This window comes from Aquimarina sp. AU58, from assembly GCF_900312745.1.
Taxonomy (GTDB): Bacteria; Bacteroidota; Bacteroidia; order Flavobacteriales; family Flavobacteriaceae; genus Aquimarina; species Aquimarina spinulae.
The window spans coordinates 2,376,444-2,392,279 of the sequence record NZ_OMPD01000014.1; the positions used below are offsets into that span (position 1 = coordinate 2,376,444).

16 protein-coding genes and 1 pseudogene are annotated in these 15,836 nt (G+C 32.7%); 8 read left to right on the top strand and 9 right to left on the bottom strand.

All coding sequences use genetic code 11. The annotated features are described in order from the left end of the window. The first annotated feature begins 2 nt into the window (after positions 1-2). The 3 genes from DK441_RS21665 to DK441_RS21675 all read left to right on the top strand — a co-directional run bounded on the left by DK441_RS21665 (position 3) and on the right by DK441_RS21675 (position 4,591). Complete coding sequence (locus DK441_RS21665; RefSeq protein WP_370444336.1) at positions 3-2,927, top strand: glycoside hydrolase family 3 N-terminal domain-containing protein; 2,925 nt, start codon at positions 3-5, stop codon at positions 2,925-2,927. Positions 2,928-2,967: 40 nt separating this feature from the next. Further along, positions 2,968-3,870, top strand: a complete 903-nt coding sequence (locus DK441_RS21670; protein WP_109852662.1) for an aldo/keto reductase family oxidoreductase — start codon at positions 2,968-2,970, stop codon at positions 3,868-3,870. A gap of 265 nt (positions 3,871-4,135) precedes the next feature. Next, positions 4,136-4,591: a hypothetical protein gene (locus DK441_RS21675; RefSeq protein ID WP_109852664.1), complete on the top strand. Its 456-nt coding sequence runs from the start codon at positions 4,136-4,138 to the stop codon at positions 4,589-4,591. 28 nt (positions 4,592-4,619) lie between these two features. Here DK441_RS21675 and rsmD read toward each other — a convergent pair whose 3' ends face one another. From rsmD to DK441_RS21690, 3 genes are read right to left on the bottom strand one after another with little or no spacing between them, the layout of a single operon-like run. Next, positions 4,620-5,156 (bottom strand): 16S rRNA (guanine(966)-N(2))-methyltransferase RsmD, encoded by a 537-nt coding sequence (gene rsmD / locus DK441_RS21680; protein ID WP_109852667.1) that lies wholly within the window; start codon positions 5,154-5,156, stop codon positions 4,620-4,622. 2 nt (positions 5,157-5,158) lie between these two features. Then, a complete protein-coding gene (locus DK441_RS21685) occupies positions 5,159-5,983 on the bottom strand; it encodes a DUF3822 family protein (RefSeq protein ID WP_109852669.1) in 825 nt (274 codons plus the stop codon). Then, entirely contained in the window at positions 5,964-6,608 is a 645-nt protein-coding gene (locus DK441_RS21690; protein WP_109852672.1) for a type II secretion system protein, read from the bottom strand. The genes DK441_RS21685 and DK441_RS21690 overlap by 20 nt, the downstream gene beginning before the upstream one ends. A 136-nt stretch (positions 6,609-6,744) precedes the next feature. Between DK441_RS21690 and DK441_RS21695 the strand changes: the two genes are divergently transcribed. The 4 genes and pseudogenes from DK441_RS21695 (at position 6,745) to DK441_RS21705 (ending at position 10,752) form a co-directional block, all read left to right on the top strand. Next, positions 6,745-8,172: an ATP-dependent RecD-like DNA helicase gene (locus tag DK441_RS21695; RefSeq protein ID WP_109852674.1), complete on the top strand. Its 1,428-nt coding sequence runs from the start codon at positions 6,745-6,747 to the stop codon at positions 8,170-8,172. Between the two features lie 156 nt (positions 8,173-8,328). Beyond that, positions 8,329-9,033: pseudogene (kdsB, locus tag DK441_RS27075) on the top strand (3-deoxy-manno-octulosonate cytidylyltransferase); the annotation flags it as partial. Between the two features lie 78 nt (positions 9,034-9,111). Continuing rightward, complete coding sequence (locus DK441_RS27080; RefSeq protein WP_235015849.1) at positions 9,112-10,173, top strand: iron-containing alcohol dehydrogenase family protein; 1,062 nt, start codon at positions 9,112-9,114, stop codon at positions 10,171-10,173. A 24-nt stretch (positions 10,174-10,197) separates the two neighbouring features. Further along, on the top strand, positions 10,198-10,752 hold the full coding sequence (locus DK441_RS21705) for a 1-acyl-sn-glycerol-3-phosphate acyltransferase (protein WP_109852676.1): 555 nt from the start codon (positions 10,198-10,200) through the stop codon (positions 10,750-10,752). Here DK441_RS21705 and DK441_RS21710 read toward each other — a convergent pair. Next, positions 10,749-11,249 (bottom strand): hypothetical protein, encoded by a 501-nt coding sequence (locus DK441_RS21710; protein ID WP_235015802.1) that lies wholly within the window; start codon positions 11,247-11,249, stop codon positions 10,749-10,751. The two genes, DK441_RS21705 and DK441_RS21710, sit on opposite strands and share 4 nt — an antisense overlap. Before the next feature lie 421 nt (positions 11,250-11,670). Here DK441_RS21710 and DK441_RS21715 point away from each other — a divergent pair, with 421 nt between their 5' ends. Continuing rightward, positions 11,671-12,411: a hypothetical protein gene (locus tag DK441_RS21715; protein ID WP_109852680.1), complete on the top strand. Its 741-nt coding sequence runs from the start codon at positions 11,671-11,673 to the stop codon at positions 12,409-12,411. Positions 12,412-12,495: 84 nt separating this feature from the next. On the opposite strand, the gene DK441_RS21720 is transcribed toward DK441_RS21715, so the two are convergent. The 5 genes from DK441_RS21720 to DK441_RS21735 all read right to left on the bottom strand — a co-directional run bounded on the left by DK441_RS21720 (position 12,496) and on the right by DK441_RS21735 (position 15,835). Then, entirely contained in the window at positions 12,496-13,221 is a 726-nt protein-coding gene (locus DK441_RS21720) for a YebC/PmpR family DNA-binding transcriptional regulator (protein ID WP_109852682.1), read from the bottom strand. A gap of 171 nt (positions 13,222-13,392) precedes the next feature. Continuing rightward, positions 13,393-13,680 (bottom strand): 4a-hydroxytetrahydrobiopterin dehydratase, encoded by a 288-nt coding sequence (locus DK441_RS21725; protein ID WP_109852684.1) that lies wholly within the window; start codon positions 13,678-13,680, stop codon positions 13,393-13,395. A gap of 36 nt (positions 13,681-13,716) precedes the next feature. Next, positions 13,717-14,667 carry a septum formation inhibitor Maf gene (locus DK441_RS21730; protein ID WP_109852686.1) on the bottom strand — a complete coding sequence of 317 codons (951 nt, stop codon included), beginning with the start codon at positions 14,665-14,667 and terminating at the stop codon, positions 13,717-13,719. Positions 14,668-14,941: 274 nt separating this feature from the next. Next, positions 14,942-15,103: a hypothetical protein gene (locus DK441_RS26785; protein ID WP_159099197.1), complete on the bottom strand. Its 162-nt coding sequence runs from the start codon at positions 15,101-15,103 to the stop codon at positions 14,942-14,944. 150 nt (positions 15,104-15,253) lie between these two features. Next, positions 15,254-15,835, bottom strand: a complete 582-nt coding sequence (locus tag DK441_RS21735) for a Maf-like protein (protein ID WP_109852688.1) — start codon at positions 15,833-15,835, stop codon at positions 15,254-15,256. Position 15,836 lies beyond the last annotated feature (1 nt).

Sequence of the window (15,836 nt, forward strand, 5' to 3'; positions counted from 1 at the left end):
ACGTGCGGCAGATCATAAAAAAGTATTTTTATTTTATATTTTTTCTAATAACTTTTGGCGTTGATGCTCAATCAGAAAATCCTTTATTAGTAGAAGATGTTGAGACCCAAAGAAGATGGGTAGATAGTATTTATAATAGAATGACCCTTAAGGAAAAAGTGGGGCAGTTGTTTATGGTAAATGTATCTTCTTCTGATCCCCAAAAAGAAACAGATAAAATAAAACGACTCATCGAAGAGTTTATGATCGGAGGCGTTATTTTTTCTAAAGGAGGACCTAAGCGACAGGTTAAACTAAATAATGAATATCAGAAGTTATCCAAAATACCATTGTTAATAGGTATTGATGCAGAGTGGGGACTTGGTATGCGATTAGATTCGACACAAGCTTTCCCTTGGAATATGACTCTTGGAGCAATACAAGATGATCATTTAATAGAAGAAACCGGAAGACAGGTAGCACGGCATTGTAAACGAATGGGAGTCCATATTAATTTTGCACCCGTGGTAGATATTAATACAAACCCCAAAAACCCGATAATTGGTAACCGTTCTTTTGGAGAGGATAAAGAAAAGGTAGCTCAAAAAGCACTGGCTTTTATGAAAGGTATGCAAAGAGAAGGGATTCTGGCTGCTGCTAAGCATTTTCCTGGCCATGGCGATACCGATACTGATTCGCATAATACATTGCCAACTATTAATTTTGATGCCAAAAGAATTGATAGTATCGAATTATACCCATATAAAAAGCTTATTAATGAAGGGTTATCTAGTATTATGGTTGCTCATCTTAATATTCCTAGTTTAGAATATAGATCAGACTATCCATCTTCTATTTCTAAAAAAGTAGTTTCTGGAGTATTAAAAGATAGCTTAAAGTTTGAAGGTTTAATTTTTACAGATGCTCTTAATATGAAAGGAGCTTCTGATTTTAAAGCGCCTGGAGATATTGATTTGGCAGCTTTTTTAGCAGGAAATGATATTCTTTTAATGTCTGAAGATGTACCGTTGGCATCTCAGAAAATAGTATCTGCATATTACTCTGGAGCTCTAACAGAAGAGCGTTTGTCTTATTCTGTTAGAAAGATCTTATTTGCCAAATATAAAGCAGGCCTTAATACCTATCAACCTGTAGAAACAGGTTTTCTTTATGAGGAACTAAATAGTGTTAAAAATAAAGTGCTACTTCATGATTTAGTCGAAAATTCTTTGACCGTTATAAAGAATGAAAGAGCAACACTGCCAATTAAAAATCTTGACCTGAAAAAAATTGCTTATGTTTCTCTTGGTGATGACTCTGGAGAAGCTTTTTATGAAGAATTAAGTAAATATACTCAGGTCGAATGGGTGAAAGCCAATCAATTGGGTGAAATGGTAGAACAATTGAAAAACTATAATTATGTTATTGTAGGTTTTCATAAATCAAACGATTCACCCTGGGCAGAATATAAGTTTAAGGATAAAGAATTAGTTTGGTTATACGAGATTGCCAGATTAAATACTACGGTTCTTAGTGTATTTGCAAGACCTTATGCTATGTTGGATATGTTAACCACTACGAATTTTGAAGGTATAGTGATGTCTTATCAAAATAGTAAAGTGGCTCAGGAAAAAACAGCACAATTACTTTTTGGAGCGTTAGAAGCCAAAGGAAAACTTCCTGTAAGCATCGGAGAAGAGTTTCCTGCTGGTACAGGGCATCATACCAGGATCTTAAATAGATTATCTTATGGGTTACCCGAAAGTGTTGGGATGAATTCTTATAAACTTAATAGAATTGATTCTATAGTGGATTTTGCACTAAAAGAAAAAATGGCACCTGGTGTGCAACTCATTGTTGCAAGAAAAGGAAAAGTAGTATTTAATAAAAATTATGGGTACCATACCTATAGTAAATTTAGAAAAGTTAAAGGATCTGATGTTTATGATTTGGCATCTTTAACCAAAATATTAGCTACTTTACCACTTACTATAGAATTAAAGGATAAGGGGATAATCTCCTTAAATACAAAGGTAGGAAAGATGTTGCCTTCCTTTAAAGGTTCTAATAAAGAGCATATTACTATAAGATCAATGCTGTCGCATTATGCAAGATTAAAGGCTTGGATTCCTTTTTATTTGCAAACAATGGATTCTATTACCCGAAAACCGGATAAGAAGTATTATCGAAATAGTCGCTCTAAAGATTTTAATATAGAAGTTACTAATAACCTTTATTTCAGAAGTGATATGAAGGATTCTTTACTGCTAAGAATTAGAGATAGTGAATTGAGAGATAGGTTAAAGTATAAGTATAGTGATTTACCGTACTATCTTTTAAAAGCATATATAGAAAGCCATTATAGTAATACATTGCATAAGTTAACCCAACAACATTTTTATAAGCCATTGGGAGCTAATAATACCTCGTATTTACCTCTAACACGTTTCAGAAAAAAAAGAATAGTTCCTACAGAGTATGATAAGATCTTTAGAGACGAAGTTGTTCATGGGTATGTTCATGATCAGGGAGCTGCTATGTTAGGAGGAATCGCTGGGCATGCAGGACTATTTGCTAATGCTAATGATGTTGCCAAGATCATGCAAATGTATCTCAATAAGGGGTATTATGGAGGTAAGCAATATTTTAGAGAAGAAACATTAGATGTGTTTAATACATGTCATTATTGTCATCGAAATGTACGAAGGGGAATAGGGTTTGATAAACCACAACTAGGAGATATAGGCCCGACTTGCGGGTGTATATCAATGACTAGTTTTGGGCATAGTGGATTTACAGGAACCTTTACGTGGGCAGATCCAGAACAGGAAATGATATATGTCTTTTTAAGTAACCGTACTTTTCCTAATGCCGCAAATAGAAAACTCATATCACATGATATTCGCTCAGAGATACAAAAGCTGATCTATGAGGCAATAGATTATTGATTGTATCTAGGAAGAAGAATAATTTTTAAAAGTTAAAAACATGAGTATCAGGGTTTCAAATCAAGATGCTATATGCTCGCGTATAATAGCCGGGTGTATGAATTGGGGAGAATGGGGAGCTAATTTAACCATAAATCAGGCTCAGGAATTGATAGAAGATTGTCTTGCTATAAATGTTACTACTTTTGATCATGCAGATATCTATGGGTATTATACCACAGAAACATTATTTGGTAATGCGCTTAAAAAACGACCTTCTCTTCGAGAAAAAATGCAACTTGTTACCAAATGTGGTATTAAACTAGTAACACCTAATCGCCCTAATACTGCTATTAAGTCATATAATACTAGTAAAGAATATATCATAAGTTCTGCAGAACAATCTTTACAGAATCTAAATACAGATTATATAGACCTGTTTTTGATTCATAGACCAAGCCCGTTAATGAATCCTGAAGAGATTGCAGAGGCTTTTACCCAACTTAAAAATGATGGTAAGGTATTGCATTTTGGAGTATCAAACTTTACGATACATCAATTTGAAATGTTACATAAGTTTATACCTCTGGTAGCAAATCAGATAGAAGTATCTCCTCTTCATCTGGATCCTTTTGTAGATGGTACTTTAGATCAGTGTATTACCAAGCATATTATGCCTATGGGATATTCTACATTAGCAGGAGGAAAATTCTTTGCCAAACAGCCAAAAGATAGAGTTATGAGGATTAATAAGGTGGTAAATGTATTGGCAGAAAAATATAATGTTGCCCCCGACCAGATTCTAATATCCTGGATCATAAAACACCCTTCTGGTATTCTTCCAATTATCGGTTCAACCAAAATAAATCGTATTAAATCTGCAATAGATGCTTTAGCTATTGATATTACAGATGAAGAATGGTTTATGATTTGGGAAGCTTCTACAGGGAAAGAAGTAGCTTAGAAGAAGACTGTGTTGGCTATAGAATATGTATCAAAGTATATGTAATTGGTTGCCAGTTTCTTTGCTTTACATACAGATGAGAGCACGTTAATTGGGTCTATACATAATGTTAAAATACTTGTAAATTACTGCATGTTGCTGTTTTTTACTATATATTTAATATTGAAAATCGAACGTTTATTTACAATTTTATGTAAAATTTGTAAACCGTAACATTTAAATTCTTCACAAATCGTTATTCCCCTAACCCCCTAACCTTAAACTAATGAATAAGTATAAACTAACATGTATCGGATTAGTGTTGTCTGTTTTTATTTATGTAACAACTATTGTTTTAGAATTAGAATTGTTTGAAAAAGCTATCGCATTATTGGAGAGTATAGAGCAATTTGAGTTTGACGAAATGATAATTCCATTAATAGTGTTTTTTGTATTTCTATTTATAGATACACAACAAAATGCTAAAAAAGTAAAGATGGAAAACGCTAAACTAAATATTTATAAAGCTATGCTTTCTTCTAGTCATCATATCCTAAATAATTTTATTTATCAAATGGATATATTTAAAATCACGGCAGAAGATACTCCTGGTTTTGATGTAAAAGTTTTGGCTTTTTATGAAGATATTATTAGTAATGCTGCTCATCAAATTCATTCTTTAAGCAACCTTACCACTATTGATGAATTTTCAATACGAACTTCGGTAATGAATGAGACTTAATGCGTAGTATGCGGGTTTTTACGTAGATTTATATTTCAAAAAAGCTAAAAACAGATCCTCCATATTTTCTCGAATTACTAAAATATGGTGATTCTTCGAGAGAGGTATGCTTAGAGTGCTCAATAATCAAGACCCCGTGTTCATTTAGTAATTCATTTTCAAAAACTAATGTTGCAATTTTGTGAAACTGATCTGTTGTAAAATCATATGGGGGATCAGCAAAAATAATATCTACTTTTCGTTTTACTTTTTCGAGGTAACTGTACACATCACTTTTTATAGTCTCAATAGGAGCATCTAGTTCTTTTGCTACGCTTTTGATATACCCAAGACAGGCATAGTGAGCATCTACTGCAGTTATATCCTCTGTTCCTCTGGATAAGAATTCATAGCTTATGTTTCCTGTACCTGCAAAAAGATCTAGAATTGATATCTGAGAGAAGTTATATTGATTTCTTATGATATTAAACAATGCTTCTTTTGCCATATCGGTAGTAGGGCGTACAGGCAGTTTTTTAGGTGCTGTAAGTCTTTTTCCTTTATATTTTCCTGAAATAATACGCATATTTAAAAATGGCTAAGTAATACAAAATGTTTATGAGGCTCAAAAGATGTTATATCTTCTGTTATTTGTGGTTTCTTAAGAAGGCTTCCGAAACGTATATGACGAATATAAGTATATGCAATATTGAAAAACTCACTATCCTTAGAAATATCTCCCAAAAACACTAAACTAAATTCTTCTGGATTTAGTTGTAGTTGTTCTGTTGTGTACAATAGATAATACAAAAAATCTTCTTTAGTTTGATATTTATAGGTGTTACTTAATATCAAATTCCCTTTATTGATTACTATAATATCGAAAGAAGCATCATTTATATTCGCAAAAACGGTGATAGATTCACTGTTTTTTTCTTGAGTAAGTAAAGAATTTATTAAAATGGTACTAGAATGCTTATAAGTAAAAGATCCAAATGTATCAAAAAAGAAATTATTGATGTTGGTGTAAGGAATGTAGACTGTTGCTATATTATGAGGGTGTAATTCATCATAGGCAATAAAATCATTTTGAAGCACTTTGGTGTTAAATTTAAGGTACTCCTTTAATGAATCTTCGTTAAATAGAGCTTTAGGAACAACAGTATATAAGTCATTTTGATGAATTACTTCGATGGTATCGAAAGTCCCTTTTAGATTATGATTGTGATCAAAAGTATATTTGATTTTATCAAGTACTTGTGTGGGAGTTAATTGTATACCAAAGGATTCATGCGCTATTGATGTTATTTGATTATTAGTATTTACGGTGCAAAAAGAAAGTCCATTCAAGCTTACCTGAATGGACAATGTTTTTGATGTATTATCAATTGTATTATTGATCGTTTGCACCATAAGTTCTTGGCCAGTTACCAGAAGTCATTACTTCTGTCATTGATCCTACCGAAAGGAATCCTCCATTAACTTCATCAACAGAACGTACTTCTTTCTCTTGAGCTAATAAATCTTTATCTTGATCGTGTAGTAGTATATCTTTAGCTACTTTAGCTTCAAAAACCGGAATTCGTAGATCATTTTTGTTAATAAAACCTGCATCCATTTCAAAATTAGATTCAACACCTTCGATCGGTATTTTAATCATATTTTTATGATTTCCTGTTTTAAATAAAGAATCTTTTACCGATGCATATCCAAGGGTATCAACAATAACTGTATCTCTTGGCTCATCAATTTTAAGTATCTTATTAAATGCAATATAACTAGAATCTCTTCTTTGGGTTAGTGTAAATTTAGCAGTATCTATAAAAGCAACTAATTTAACAGGATCTTTAGCAAATTTTCCAGTTACTGATCTGTATGCCAATTGAGCTGTACGAATATCTCTTAAATTTTCAACAGCTTTTGCATATCTAGCTTGCTTTATTTTATTGAACTTTACAGGACCATTAACAGAATTGAATACCAAGTATCCTAAAACTCCTATAATAACCCACAGAACTAATTGAACAACAATTTTCATTTTATGATTTAGCTTTAAACATTAGTGTATACGCAAATCTACAATTTTTTTTTAATCGTAAAAGTTTATTGCCAAAAAATCATCCCTATCTTTGATTTATTAATAGCGATATGAACCATATGGACAAGTTTTTTTAATGAAGGAAAAAGAATTTTATGAATTATTAAAAGAAGATTTTCCTTTTGAACCTACTATAAAACAAGATATTGTTCTACAAAAACTATCTTATTTTGTATTATCAGGGGCAAAAGAATCACTTTTTCTATTAAAGGGATATGCAGGTACAGGAAAAACTACTTTAATAGGGTCTTTAGTGAAAAACCTCTGGAAAGCTAAATTAAATGCTGTTTTACTTGCCCCCACTGGTCGTGCGGCTAAAGTGATTAGTAATTTTTCGGGAAAGCAGGCTCAAACCATACATAGGAATATTTATTATCCCAAAAAGGATAAAAGTGGGGGATTAGCTTTTCAATTAAAACAAAATAAAAGCCGTAATACTATTTTTATTGTAGATGAAGCTTCTATGATACCAGACACACCCAGTGATAGTAAATTGTTCGAAAACGGATCTTTACTAGATGATCTAATGATGTATGTGTATTCTGGATTTAATTGTAAAATCCTTTTTATCGGGGATACTGCACAATTGCCACCAGTAAAACTAGAAGTAAGCCCAGCACTTGATCCTAATAACCTTGCAATGGGATTTAATAAAGAGGTTACCCAGATAGAGTTAGACGAAGTAGTACGGCAAGCAGAGAATAGTGGCATTTTAATGAATGCTACCCAGCTAAGAGAAACAATTAATGATGGATTTTATGACTCTTTTCGGTTTCAGGTGTCAGGGTATCCAGATGTAGTTAGGTTTTTTGATGGCCATGAGATTATGGACGCATTAAATGAAGCATATGCTAGTGTGGGGCACGAGGAATCAGTGATTATACTTCGTTCTAATAAAAGAGCTAATATTTATAATCAGCAGATTCGCTCAAGGATACTTTTTCAGGAAGAAGAACTGTCACCCGGTGATTATTTAATGGTGGTTAAGAATAATTATTTTTGGCTGGATAACAAAAGCGAAGCTGGTTTTATTGCTAATGGAGATATAATTAAAATTTTAGAGATTTTTTCTATAAAAGAATTGTATGGATTTCGGTTTGCGATAGTTAATGTTAGTATGGTTGATTATCCAAATCAAAAACCTTTTGAAACGGTCTTGTTATTAGATACATTAACATCAGAAACTCCATCTTTATCTTACGAAGAATCAAATAAATTGTATCAGGAAGTCCTAAAAGATTTTGAAGATGAGAAATCGAAGTACAAACGGTTTATGGGAGTAAAGAATAATAAGTTTTTTAATAGTTTGCAGGTCAAATTCTCTTATGCCATTACATGTCATAAGTCACAAGGAGGGCAATGGGATAATGTTTTTATAGAGCAACCTTATCTTCCCGATGGGATCAATAAAGATTATTTGAGATGGCTGTATACTGCTGTTACCAGAGCTAAGAAAAAGTTATATTTAATAGGATTTAAAGATGATTTTTTTATTGAAAACTAAAATTTGCATAACATATGTATATTGTAGTTTAGTTTTTTTTAAATAAATTATGAAACTAAATATAAAGGTTGGCCCGAAAATTGATTTAAAAAAGTTATTTTTGCAACTCTAGAAAAGCAACAAATTTTGAACAAAAATACTCTAAAAACTATCGCAATGATACCTGCGAGGTATGCTGCCACGCGTTTTCCTGGCAAGCTAATGCAGGATCTAGAAGGGAAAAGCGTTATAAGAAGAACGTATGAAGCGACCCTAAATTCAGGACTTTTTGATGCCGTATATGTAGTTACCGATAGCGATGTTATATATAAAGAAATTACTTCTCATGGTGGCGTAGCTATAATGAGTAAGAAGGAACATAGCTGCGGTAGTGATCGAATAGCCGAAGCAGTCGAAGATATGGATGTTGATATTGTAGTAAATGTCCAGGGAGATGAACCTTTTACCGATAGAGAAAGCTTAGAAAAAGTGCTAAGCGTATTTTATCAGGAAGATTCTGATCGCATAGACCTAGCTAGTCTAATGACTCCTATGGATGACTGGGATGATATCATGAATCCTAATAGTGTAAAGGTTATTGTAGATGAAAATAATTATGCATTATATTTTTCTCGTGCACCTATACCATACCCAAGAGATAAAGAAATAAACCACGTTTACCATAAACACAAAGGTGTTTATGCGTTTAAGAAACAAGCTATTTTAGATTTTTACCGTTTACCAATGCGTTCTTTGGAAGCTTCAGAGAAAATAGAATGTATTCGATATCTCGAATATGGTAAAAATATTAAAATGGTTGAAACGCACCACGAAGGTGTAGAAATTGATACCCCGGAAGATTTAGAAAGAGCAAAAAGAATAATAAATAAAGAAAATCTATTGAATCCAAAATCTATAATTACTCCAGAAGAATCTACTTCTACGCATAAAAATTTCCCAATGGTACCAAAAGTAGTATTTGGGAAAGGAGCTTTTAATCAGATTTGTGATATTATTTCGCCCGAACGAAATGGTGTTGCTCCTTTTATCTTTTTGGTAGATGACGTTTTTAAGAACAATACCTCGTTTATAGAGGATAGAATACCATTATCTTATACCGATGAGATAATTTATGTATCAACTGTTGAAGAACCTAAAACATCACAGGTAGATGATATAGTCACTAAAATAAGAAATGATTATCAGTATGTTCCCAGTGGAATTATCGGAATAGGTGGGGGCTCTATATTAGATTTGTCCAAGGCTGTAGCGATCATGCTTACCAACCCGGGAAGTGCTGCAGATTACCAGGGATGGGATCTGGTAAAGAATAAAGCTGTATTCCATGTTGGGATTCCAACAATCTCAGGAACAGGAGCAGAAGTGTCTCGTACTACTGTACTAACAGGACCCGAACGTAAATTAGGAATCAATTCTGATTTTACACCCTTTGATCAGGTTGTATTAGATCCAGAATTAATAAAAGATGTTCCTAAAGACCAATGGTTTTATACAGGTATGGATTGTTATATTCACTGTATTGAATCGCTAGATGGGACGTATTTAAATGCATTTAGCCAGAGTTATGGCGAAAAAGCCTTAGACTTATGCAAAGAGATTTTTCTCGAAAATAATCTAAGCAAAGAAGAGATAGATGCAAAGCTAATGATGGCTTCCTGGCATGGCGGGATGAGTATTGCATACTCTCAGGTTGGTGTTGCTCATGCGATGAGTTATGGGCTGGCATATGTGTTAGGTACAAAGCATGGGATAGGTAACTGCATCGTATTTGATAAATTAGAAAAATACTATCCCGAAGGTGTAGCTGTGTTTAAAAAAATGAAAGAATTTCATAACATCAATTTACCCACAGGAGTTTGTGCTAATGTAACCGAAGAGCAATTAGATGTAATGACTAAGGTTGCACTAAGTTTAGAACCGCTTTGGGAAAATGCCCTGGGATGCGATTGGAAATCTAAAATAAATGCAGATATGTTGAAAGAACTTTATCGTTCTTTGTAAATTGTTTTTCAATCTTTTATTTTCATGCGATACTTTTCTTCCTTCATATATCATAAAATTATAGGGTGGAAGTTTATCGGTGATTTCAGTGCCGATACTGTAAAAAAATGTATTGTTATTGTAGTGCCTCATACGAGCTGGCACGATTTTTACATTGGCCTTTTGGTACGACAAGTAGCCGGAATTAAGATAAGTTTTTTGGCTAAAAAAGAACTTTTTAAATGGCCATTAGGTTGGTACCTTAAAAGAGTAGGGGGGATTTCTCTGGATAGAACTCCTGGTCAGAATAAGGTTGAAGCTATTGCAGAGTTATTTGAAAAAAAGGATGAATTGCGTTTAACTGTTGCCCCCGAAGGAACAAGAAAAAAAGTTAAAGAGTGGAAAACAGGGTTTTACCATATCGCCAAAGCTGCAAATATTCCTATTATTATGGTTGCTTTTGATTTTGGAAAAAAACAATGTATGGTCTCTGATCCTTATTATCCTACCGAGGATATTAAAAAGGATTTCGAATATATGTATCGTTTCTTTAAAGGTGTTAAAGGTAAAGTCCCCGAAAACAGCTTTGACGGGACTTAAAATTTATGAATTTTTTCTTCTGGGGTAGCATCTTTAGTTTTTTCCTTTATGCTTCCGGCTCCAAAAATAAGCTCTGTACTAGAAAAAGTAGTACCAAAAGTTTTTGCGGCATAATATACTTGTGATATGGCACTGTTTACCTGCTCATTCGTAAGTTCTTTTAAAGGATGGATATAAACCGACCATAAAATTTTATTGGTGATAGCATATTTTACATCAAGAGCAGAATGAAAATTGGCAGTCATTGCATCAAGTAATATATCTTTATCAAGACGATCTGATGCTGTAATAGGAGAGATAATTCTCATTCGATTATTGGTTTCATCAGTAACACAAAGCATAGGAGTGTCTTTGTATATAAATTTCCAGTTACCGGGAATACCATCTAGAGTATCTGCATTTTTTTTGATTATTAACTCTAGTTTGGTATTATCCATATGTTGAGCATGTACTATACCTGCAAAGGAAAATAGAAGAAGTATGGCTAATCTTTTCATAGCTTATATTTTATCTATAGTCGGGGTATTATAGTAAACATAACAAAAAAAAGTTTATCACGGTTCGGCAGAATGAATGTTAGAGAATCAAAAAAGTTTGATTGAGACCATAATACGAAAAGAAACTACCAGTATATCTAACGAGTTCAAAAACAAAAATAAAAAAACTTAAAGTTAAAAAGACGGGAAGATGGATTTAACTGTAGAAGCAATTTTGGATAATGAAGCTATAACAATAAAAACTAATGAATATAATTTATGCTCTCGAAATTAGAGCATGGAATTCTATGGTATATAGAAGTAAAATGATGTAATATATACCAATCTTTTTGTTTTTTTAAACATAATATTATCGAAATAGGTAAAATATAGTAACATTTTCATTAGTTGGGACATTAATAATAAACTTAAAACCTAAAAAATGAAAAAACTTCTTTATTTATTAGTAGCTATGTCGCTATTTATTTCTTGTGAAAAAGATAGCCCAGATGAAAATTCGACTGATCAAAATTTAACCTCTATTACTATTGATGGTATTTCAGATATTGTGAACAAAAGTTCATCTTCGGGTTGTTCTATTACTGGTCCTACAATTGTAACACCAGGGACGTTAGTGAAATTTGATATAATACGTGACACCAGTGTAGGAGCTTCAATATCTCTTCATCCTATTATTGGTAATAGTAGTGATTGGGCGATTAGACCTGGAGGTAATATTAATGAATTATTTGTTCAAATTGGACCATCTTTTACATGTGGAGAGATTCGACTGAGAAATGGTGATGGATGTAATTTTAATTTGGTTGTAAGTTCACCCGGTAATATATGTGGATTAGGTATTAGTGATGTAGGAGAACTTAATGGTAATCAGGCTGATGAAGTAGCATTTTTTACTATTCCAACATTAAGTTCAGGATGGTCAATAACTAGCAGTTCCTTTTCAGTAACTTATCAGTCTAATAATGTATCTAATTTTATTGGATACCAAAACCCTAATGGTTACCCTCAAATATTAATTCCAGTGTATTGTACAGATAGGGTTAAAAGTGTTACAGTTTCAGTAACAGCTTCATCAGGATCAAGCTCTGTTGTAAGAACTAGAACCACTAATTTTTCTCCACCGGTTTGCGGTAGTGGAGGAGGAGGAATAGGTGGTTTCTGAATTTAAAAAATAATTATCCCCTTCTGAACTACCATAGAAGGGGATTACTTTTATCTCTTTTTTTATAATAATATTGAAATATCTTTATCCTTCAGAAGAAGATTCTTCCATAGTATGATAAACGTTCTGCACGTCATCATCTTCTTCTATTTTTTCTAGTAATTTTTCTACATCTGCAGCTTGCTCTGGGGTTATTTTTTTAGTAACCTGTGGTATACGTTCAAATCCAGAGGATAGAATTTCGATTTCACGGCTTTCTAATTCCTTTTGTATCGTTCCAAAACTTCCAAAAGGAGCATAGATCAATATTCCATCGTCATCTTGAAAAACTTCTTCTGCTCCAAAATCAATAAATTCTAGTTCGAGCTCTTCTGGATCTAATCCTTCACCATTGATTCTAAAATTGCAAGTATGATCAAACATAAACTCTACAGAACCAGATGTTCCCAGGTTACCATCGCATTTATTAAAATAGGATCTAATATTGGCAACCGTTCTGTTATTGTTATCTGTTGCAGTTTCTACCAAAATTGCAATTCCGTGAGGAGCATACCCTTCAAAAAGAACTTCTTTATAGTCACCTTGATCTTTATCAGATGCCTTTTTAATTGCTCTTTCGATATTATCTTTTGGCATGTTCACAGATTTGGCATTCTGGATCACTGCTCTTAGACGAGAGTTAGAAGCTGGGTCAGGCCCACCTTCTTTTACTGCCATTACAATATCTTTACCAATTCGAGTAAACGCTTTTGCCATTGCCGACCAGCGTTTCATCTTACGTGCTTTTCTAAATTCAAAAGCTCTTCCCATATGCTAATTTTAAAATCTAAATACAAACATAAGTAGAAACCAAGTTTTTGACAAATGTTTGTATATGATCAATTTTGATTACGCCTAAAGTACCAAAATTCAAAAAGTAAAACAAGAAGTTTTGACCTTAGAATTTGATATTTGTTTTTTGATTTAAAATGAGTTCAATAACTATTCTCCTTCGATAATGTTATCTATGGTTTTTGCAAGATTAAAATCGTTTTCGGTTATACCGCCAGCATCATGGGTAGAAAGGCTAATGTGTAATTTGTTATAAACATTAGACCAGTCGGGATGATGTTGTTGTGCCTCGGCTTCAAAAGCAATACGAGTCATTACAGAGAAAGCATCTTTAAAATCGTTAAATTCAAAAGTGGTATGAAGGGCATTATCATGGTATTCCCAACCATCAATAGTGTTTAGTTTTTCTTTTATGTCAGATTCTGATAATTTTACCATTAGTATAGTATTAGTTAGTTGTAAATTAATTGATGTTTATTTTTGATTTGTAAGCCCTAATTCTTCACGCAAGACTTCGTCTTTATTACTGTTTTTACCCCAATAAGCAGATTTAATGCTTTTGATTTTAGTTGCTTTTGTAGTAAGCTTCTTTGCATTTGGCCCAAACCCACTTTTATAGGTTTCTGTCCAATACTCAATTTCATACGGAAAAGAGGCATTAAAAGTAATACTGATACTTCTATCGAGTTCTGGGTATTCTAGAGTATATGTATTAGTATCAGTATCTTTTTGTATAGATGCTTTAGCAGAGTATGCTTTGATTTCTTTGTGCCTTAATCTAGAATACTCAAAAGAAGGGATGATTTGTAGATCTCCTTGCGGCAATGCATCAGGATTAATTCTGATTTTTGTCCAAAGTTCATTTTCTAAAATAGCTTTGTCTAATTTAAAATCCTGATCTGATTCATTTTCAAAATAGGAATGCGAGGTAATCTCGAATTGTTTTCTGTTATTTAATTGCGCATATACATGACCACACCATTCCTGCATCGAATTAGATACTTTAATAGCATGTCGATTATCTGCTACGGGATAAAATGTACTCTGCATCACAGAATATGGATAGATTCCTGTATTAAATTTTTTGGTAGCATTAAGTTTTAGAACGGGTATGTTACTTGTATTTTGGCGATCTGCTTTTACCTGTTTTTTGGGTAAAAAATCCTCAGTAACATAAATAAGAACCGCAGTTCCTTTTCTTATTTCACCATATCGAGCTTGTTCTAGTTGATATGATGATATTTCTGCTTCACCAGCATACCAGTATTTCTTAAAATCTTCAGAGAGCGTTTTTGCAGGTGGTATCTTTTCTTTAATAACCTCTTCTGTTGTAGAGGCTTTGCTCACTTCGTCTGCCTTAATATTGCTACAAGCAATAAAGACTAATACGCCTAATAAAGCGAACAGTAGTATTGACTTTTTCATGATAACGTTTTTATATAGCAAATTACAATAAACCTTGGATTTGACAAGTACTGTTAACGTTTCAGTAACTATCTAACCTTTATAATTGACAAATGAATGAGAAATTATCTAATGTAATGAGTAGTTAAGAATGTTTTTTGGTATAGAGAGAAATTTATGTATAAGAATAAAAGAGAGAACAGACAAAAGTTAATAGAGACAACTTAGGAAATACCTCACAATTTAAAAACAGAAAACGGGATATTGAGATCCCGTTTTTATTTTTGATATGGTATTAGTTAGGCCCACAAAAAACCTGATTCATACACACGTATCCTGGAGGTAAATATTGATCACAAGAGTGACACATAACATAGGTCCAACCTCCTTTTAGAGATTTTTGTTCTGTTTTGTTAAGTGTTTTGATACCATCCAGGTTTAAGAGATTCTTTAGCATAATATTAAGTTTTAAAAATAATTAAAGAAATATAAACAAAATAAAAACCAGGTAATTACGGAAAAACCTCATTTAACATTTTGTTACGATAAGAAATATTAATTAAAAAATTAATATATTCTATGCGCTAAATTTATTGAGATGGTATTTTTAGGCTAGCTGTCTTAATGTTTCGTAGACAAGATGTGTGGGGAGCCCCATTACATTAAAATGACTCCCTTCTATATTGGATATACCAATAAAACCTATCCATTCTTGTATACCATAAGCTCCGGCTTTATCCAGAGGCTTATAAGTTTGTACATAGTATTCGATTTCTTCTGGAGATAACTCCTTAAAAGTAACCTTGGTGGTTTGATGCACTACAATGGTCTGATTGATTGTCTTAAAACACACCGAAGTAATAACCTCATGCGTATCTCCGGATAGAGAATTAATCATTTCTGAAGCTTCTATCAGGTTTTTAGGCTTACCTAAGGCGTTATTATTATGCCAAACAATGGTATCGCTGGTGATTAAAATATCTTTTGGATGTAAATCTGTAAAAGCATTTGCTTTAAGTTTAGCGAGATAATCCGAAATTTCTTCGGCTTTAAGATGATCAGGATAAACCTCGTCGACCTCTTTTATTTGTATTGTAAAATCCAGGTCCAGATCCTTAAAAAATTGTTGTCTTCTGGGAGAACCAGATGCAAGAATTATATTTTTATCTTTTAATATATTTTTTAACATA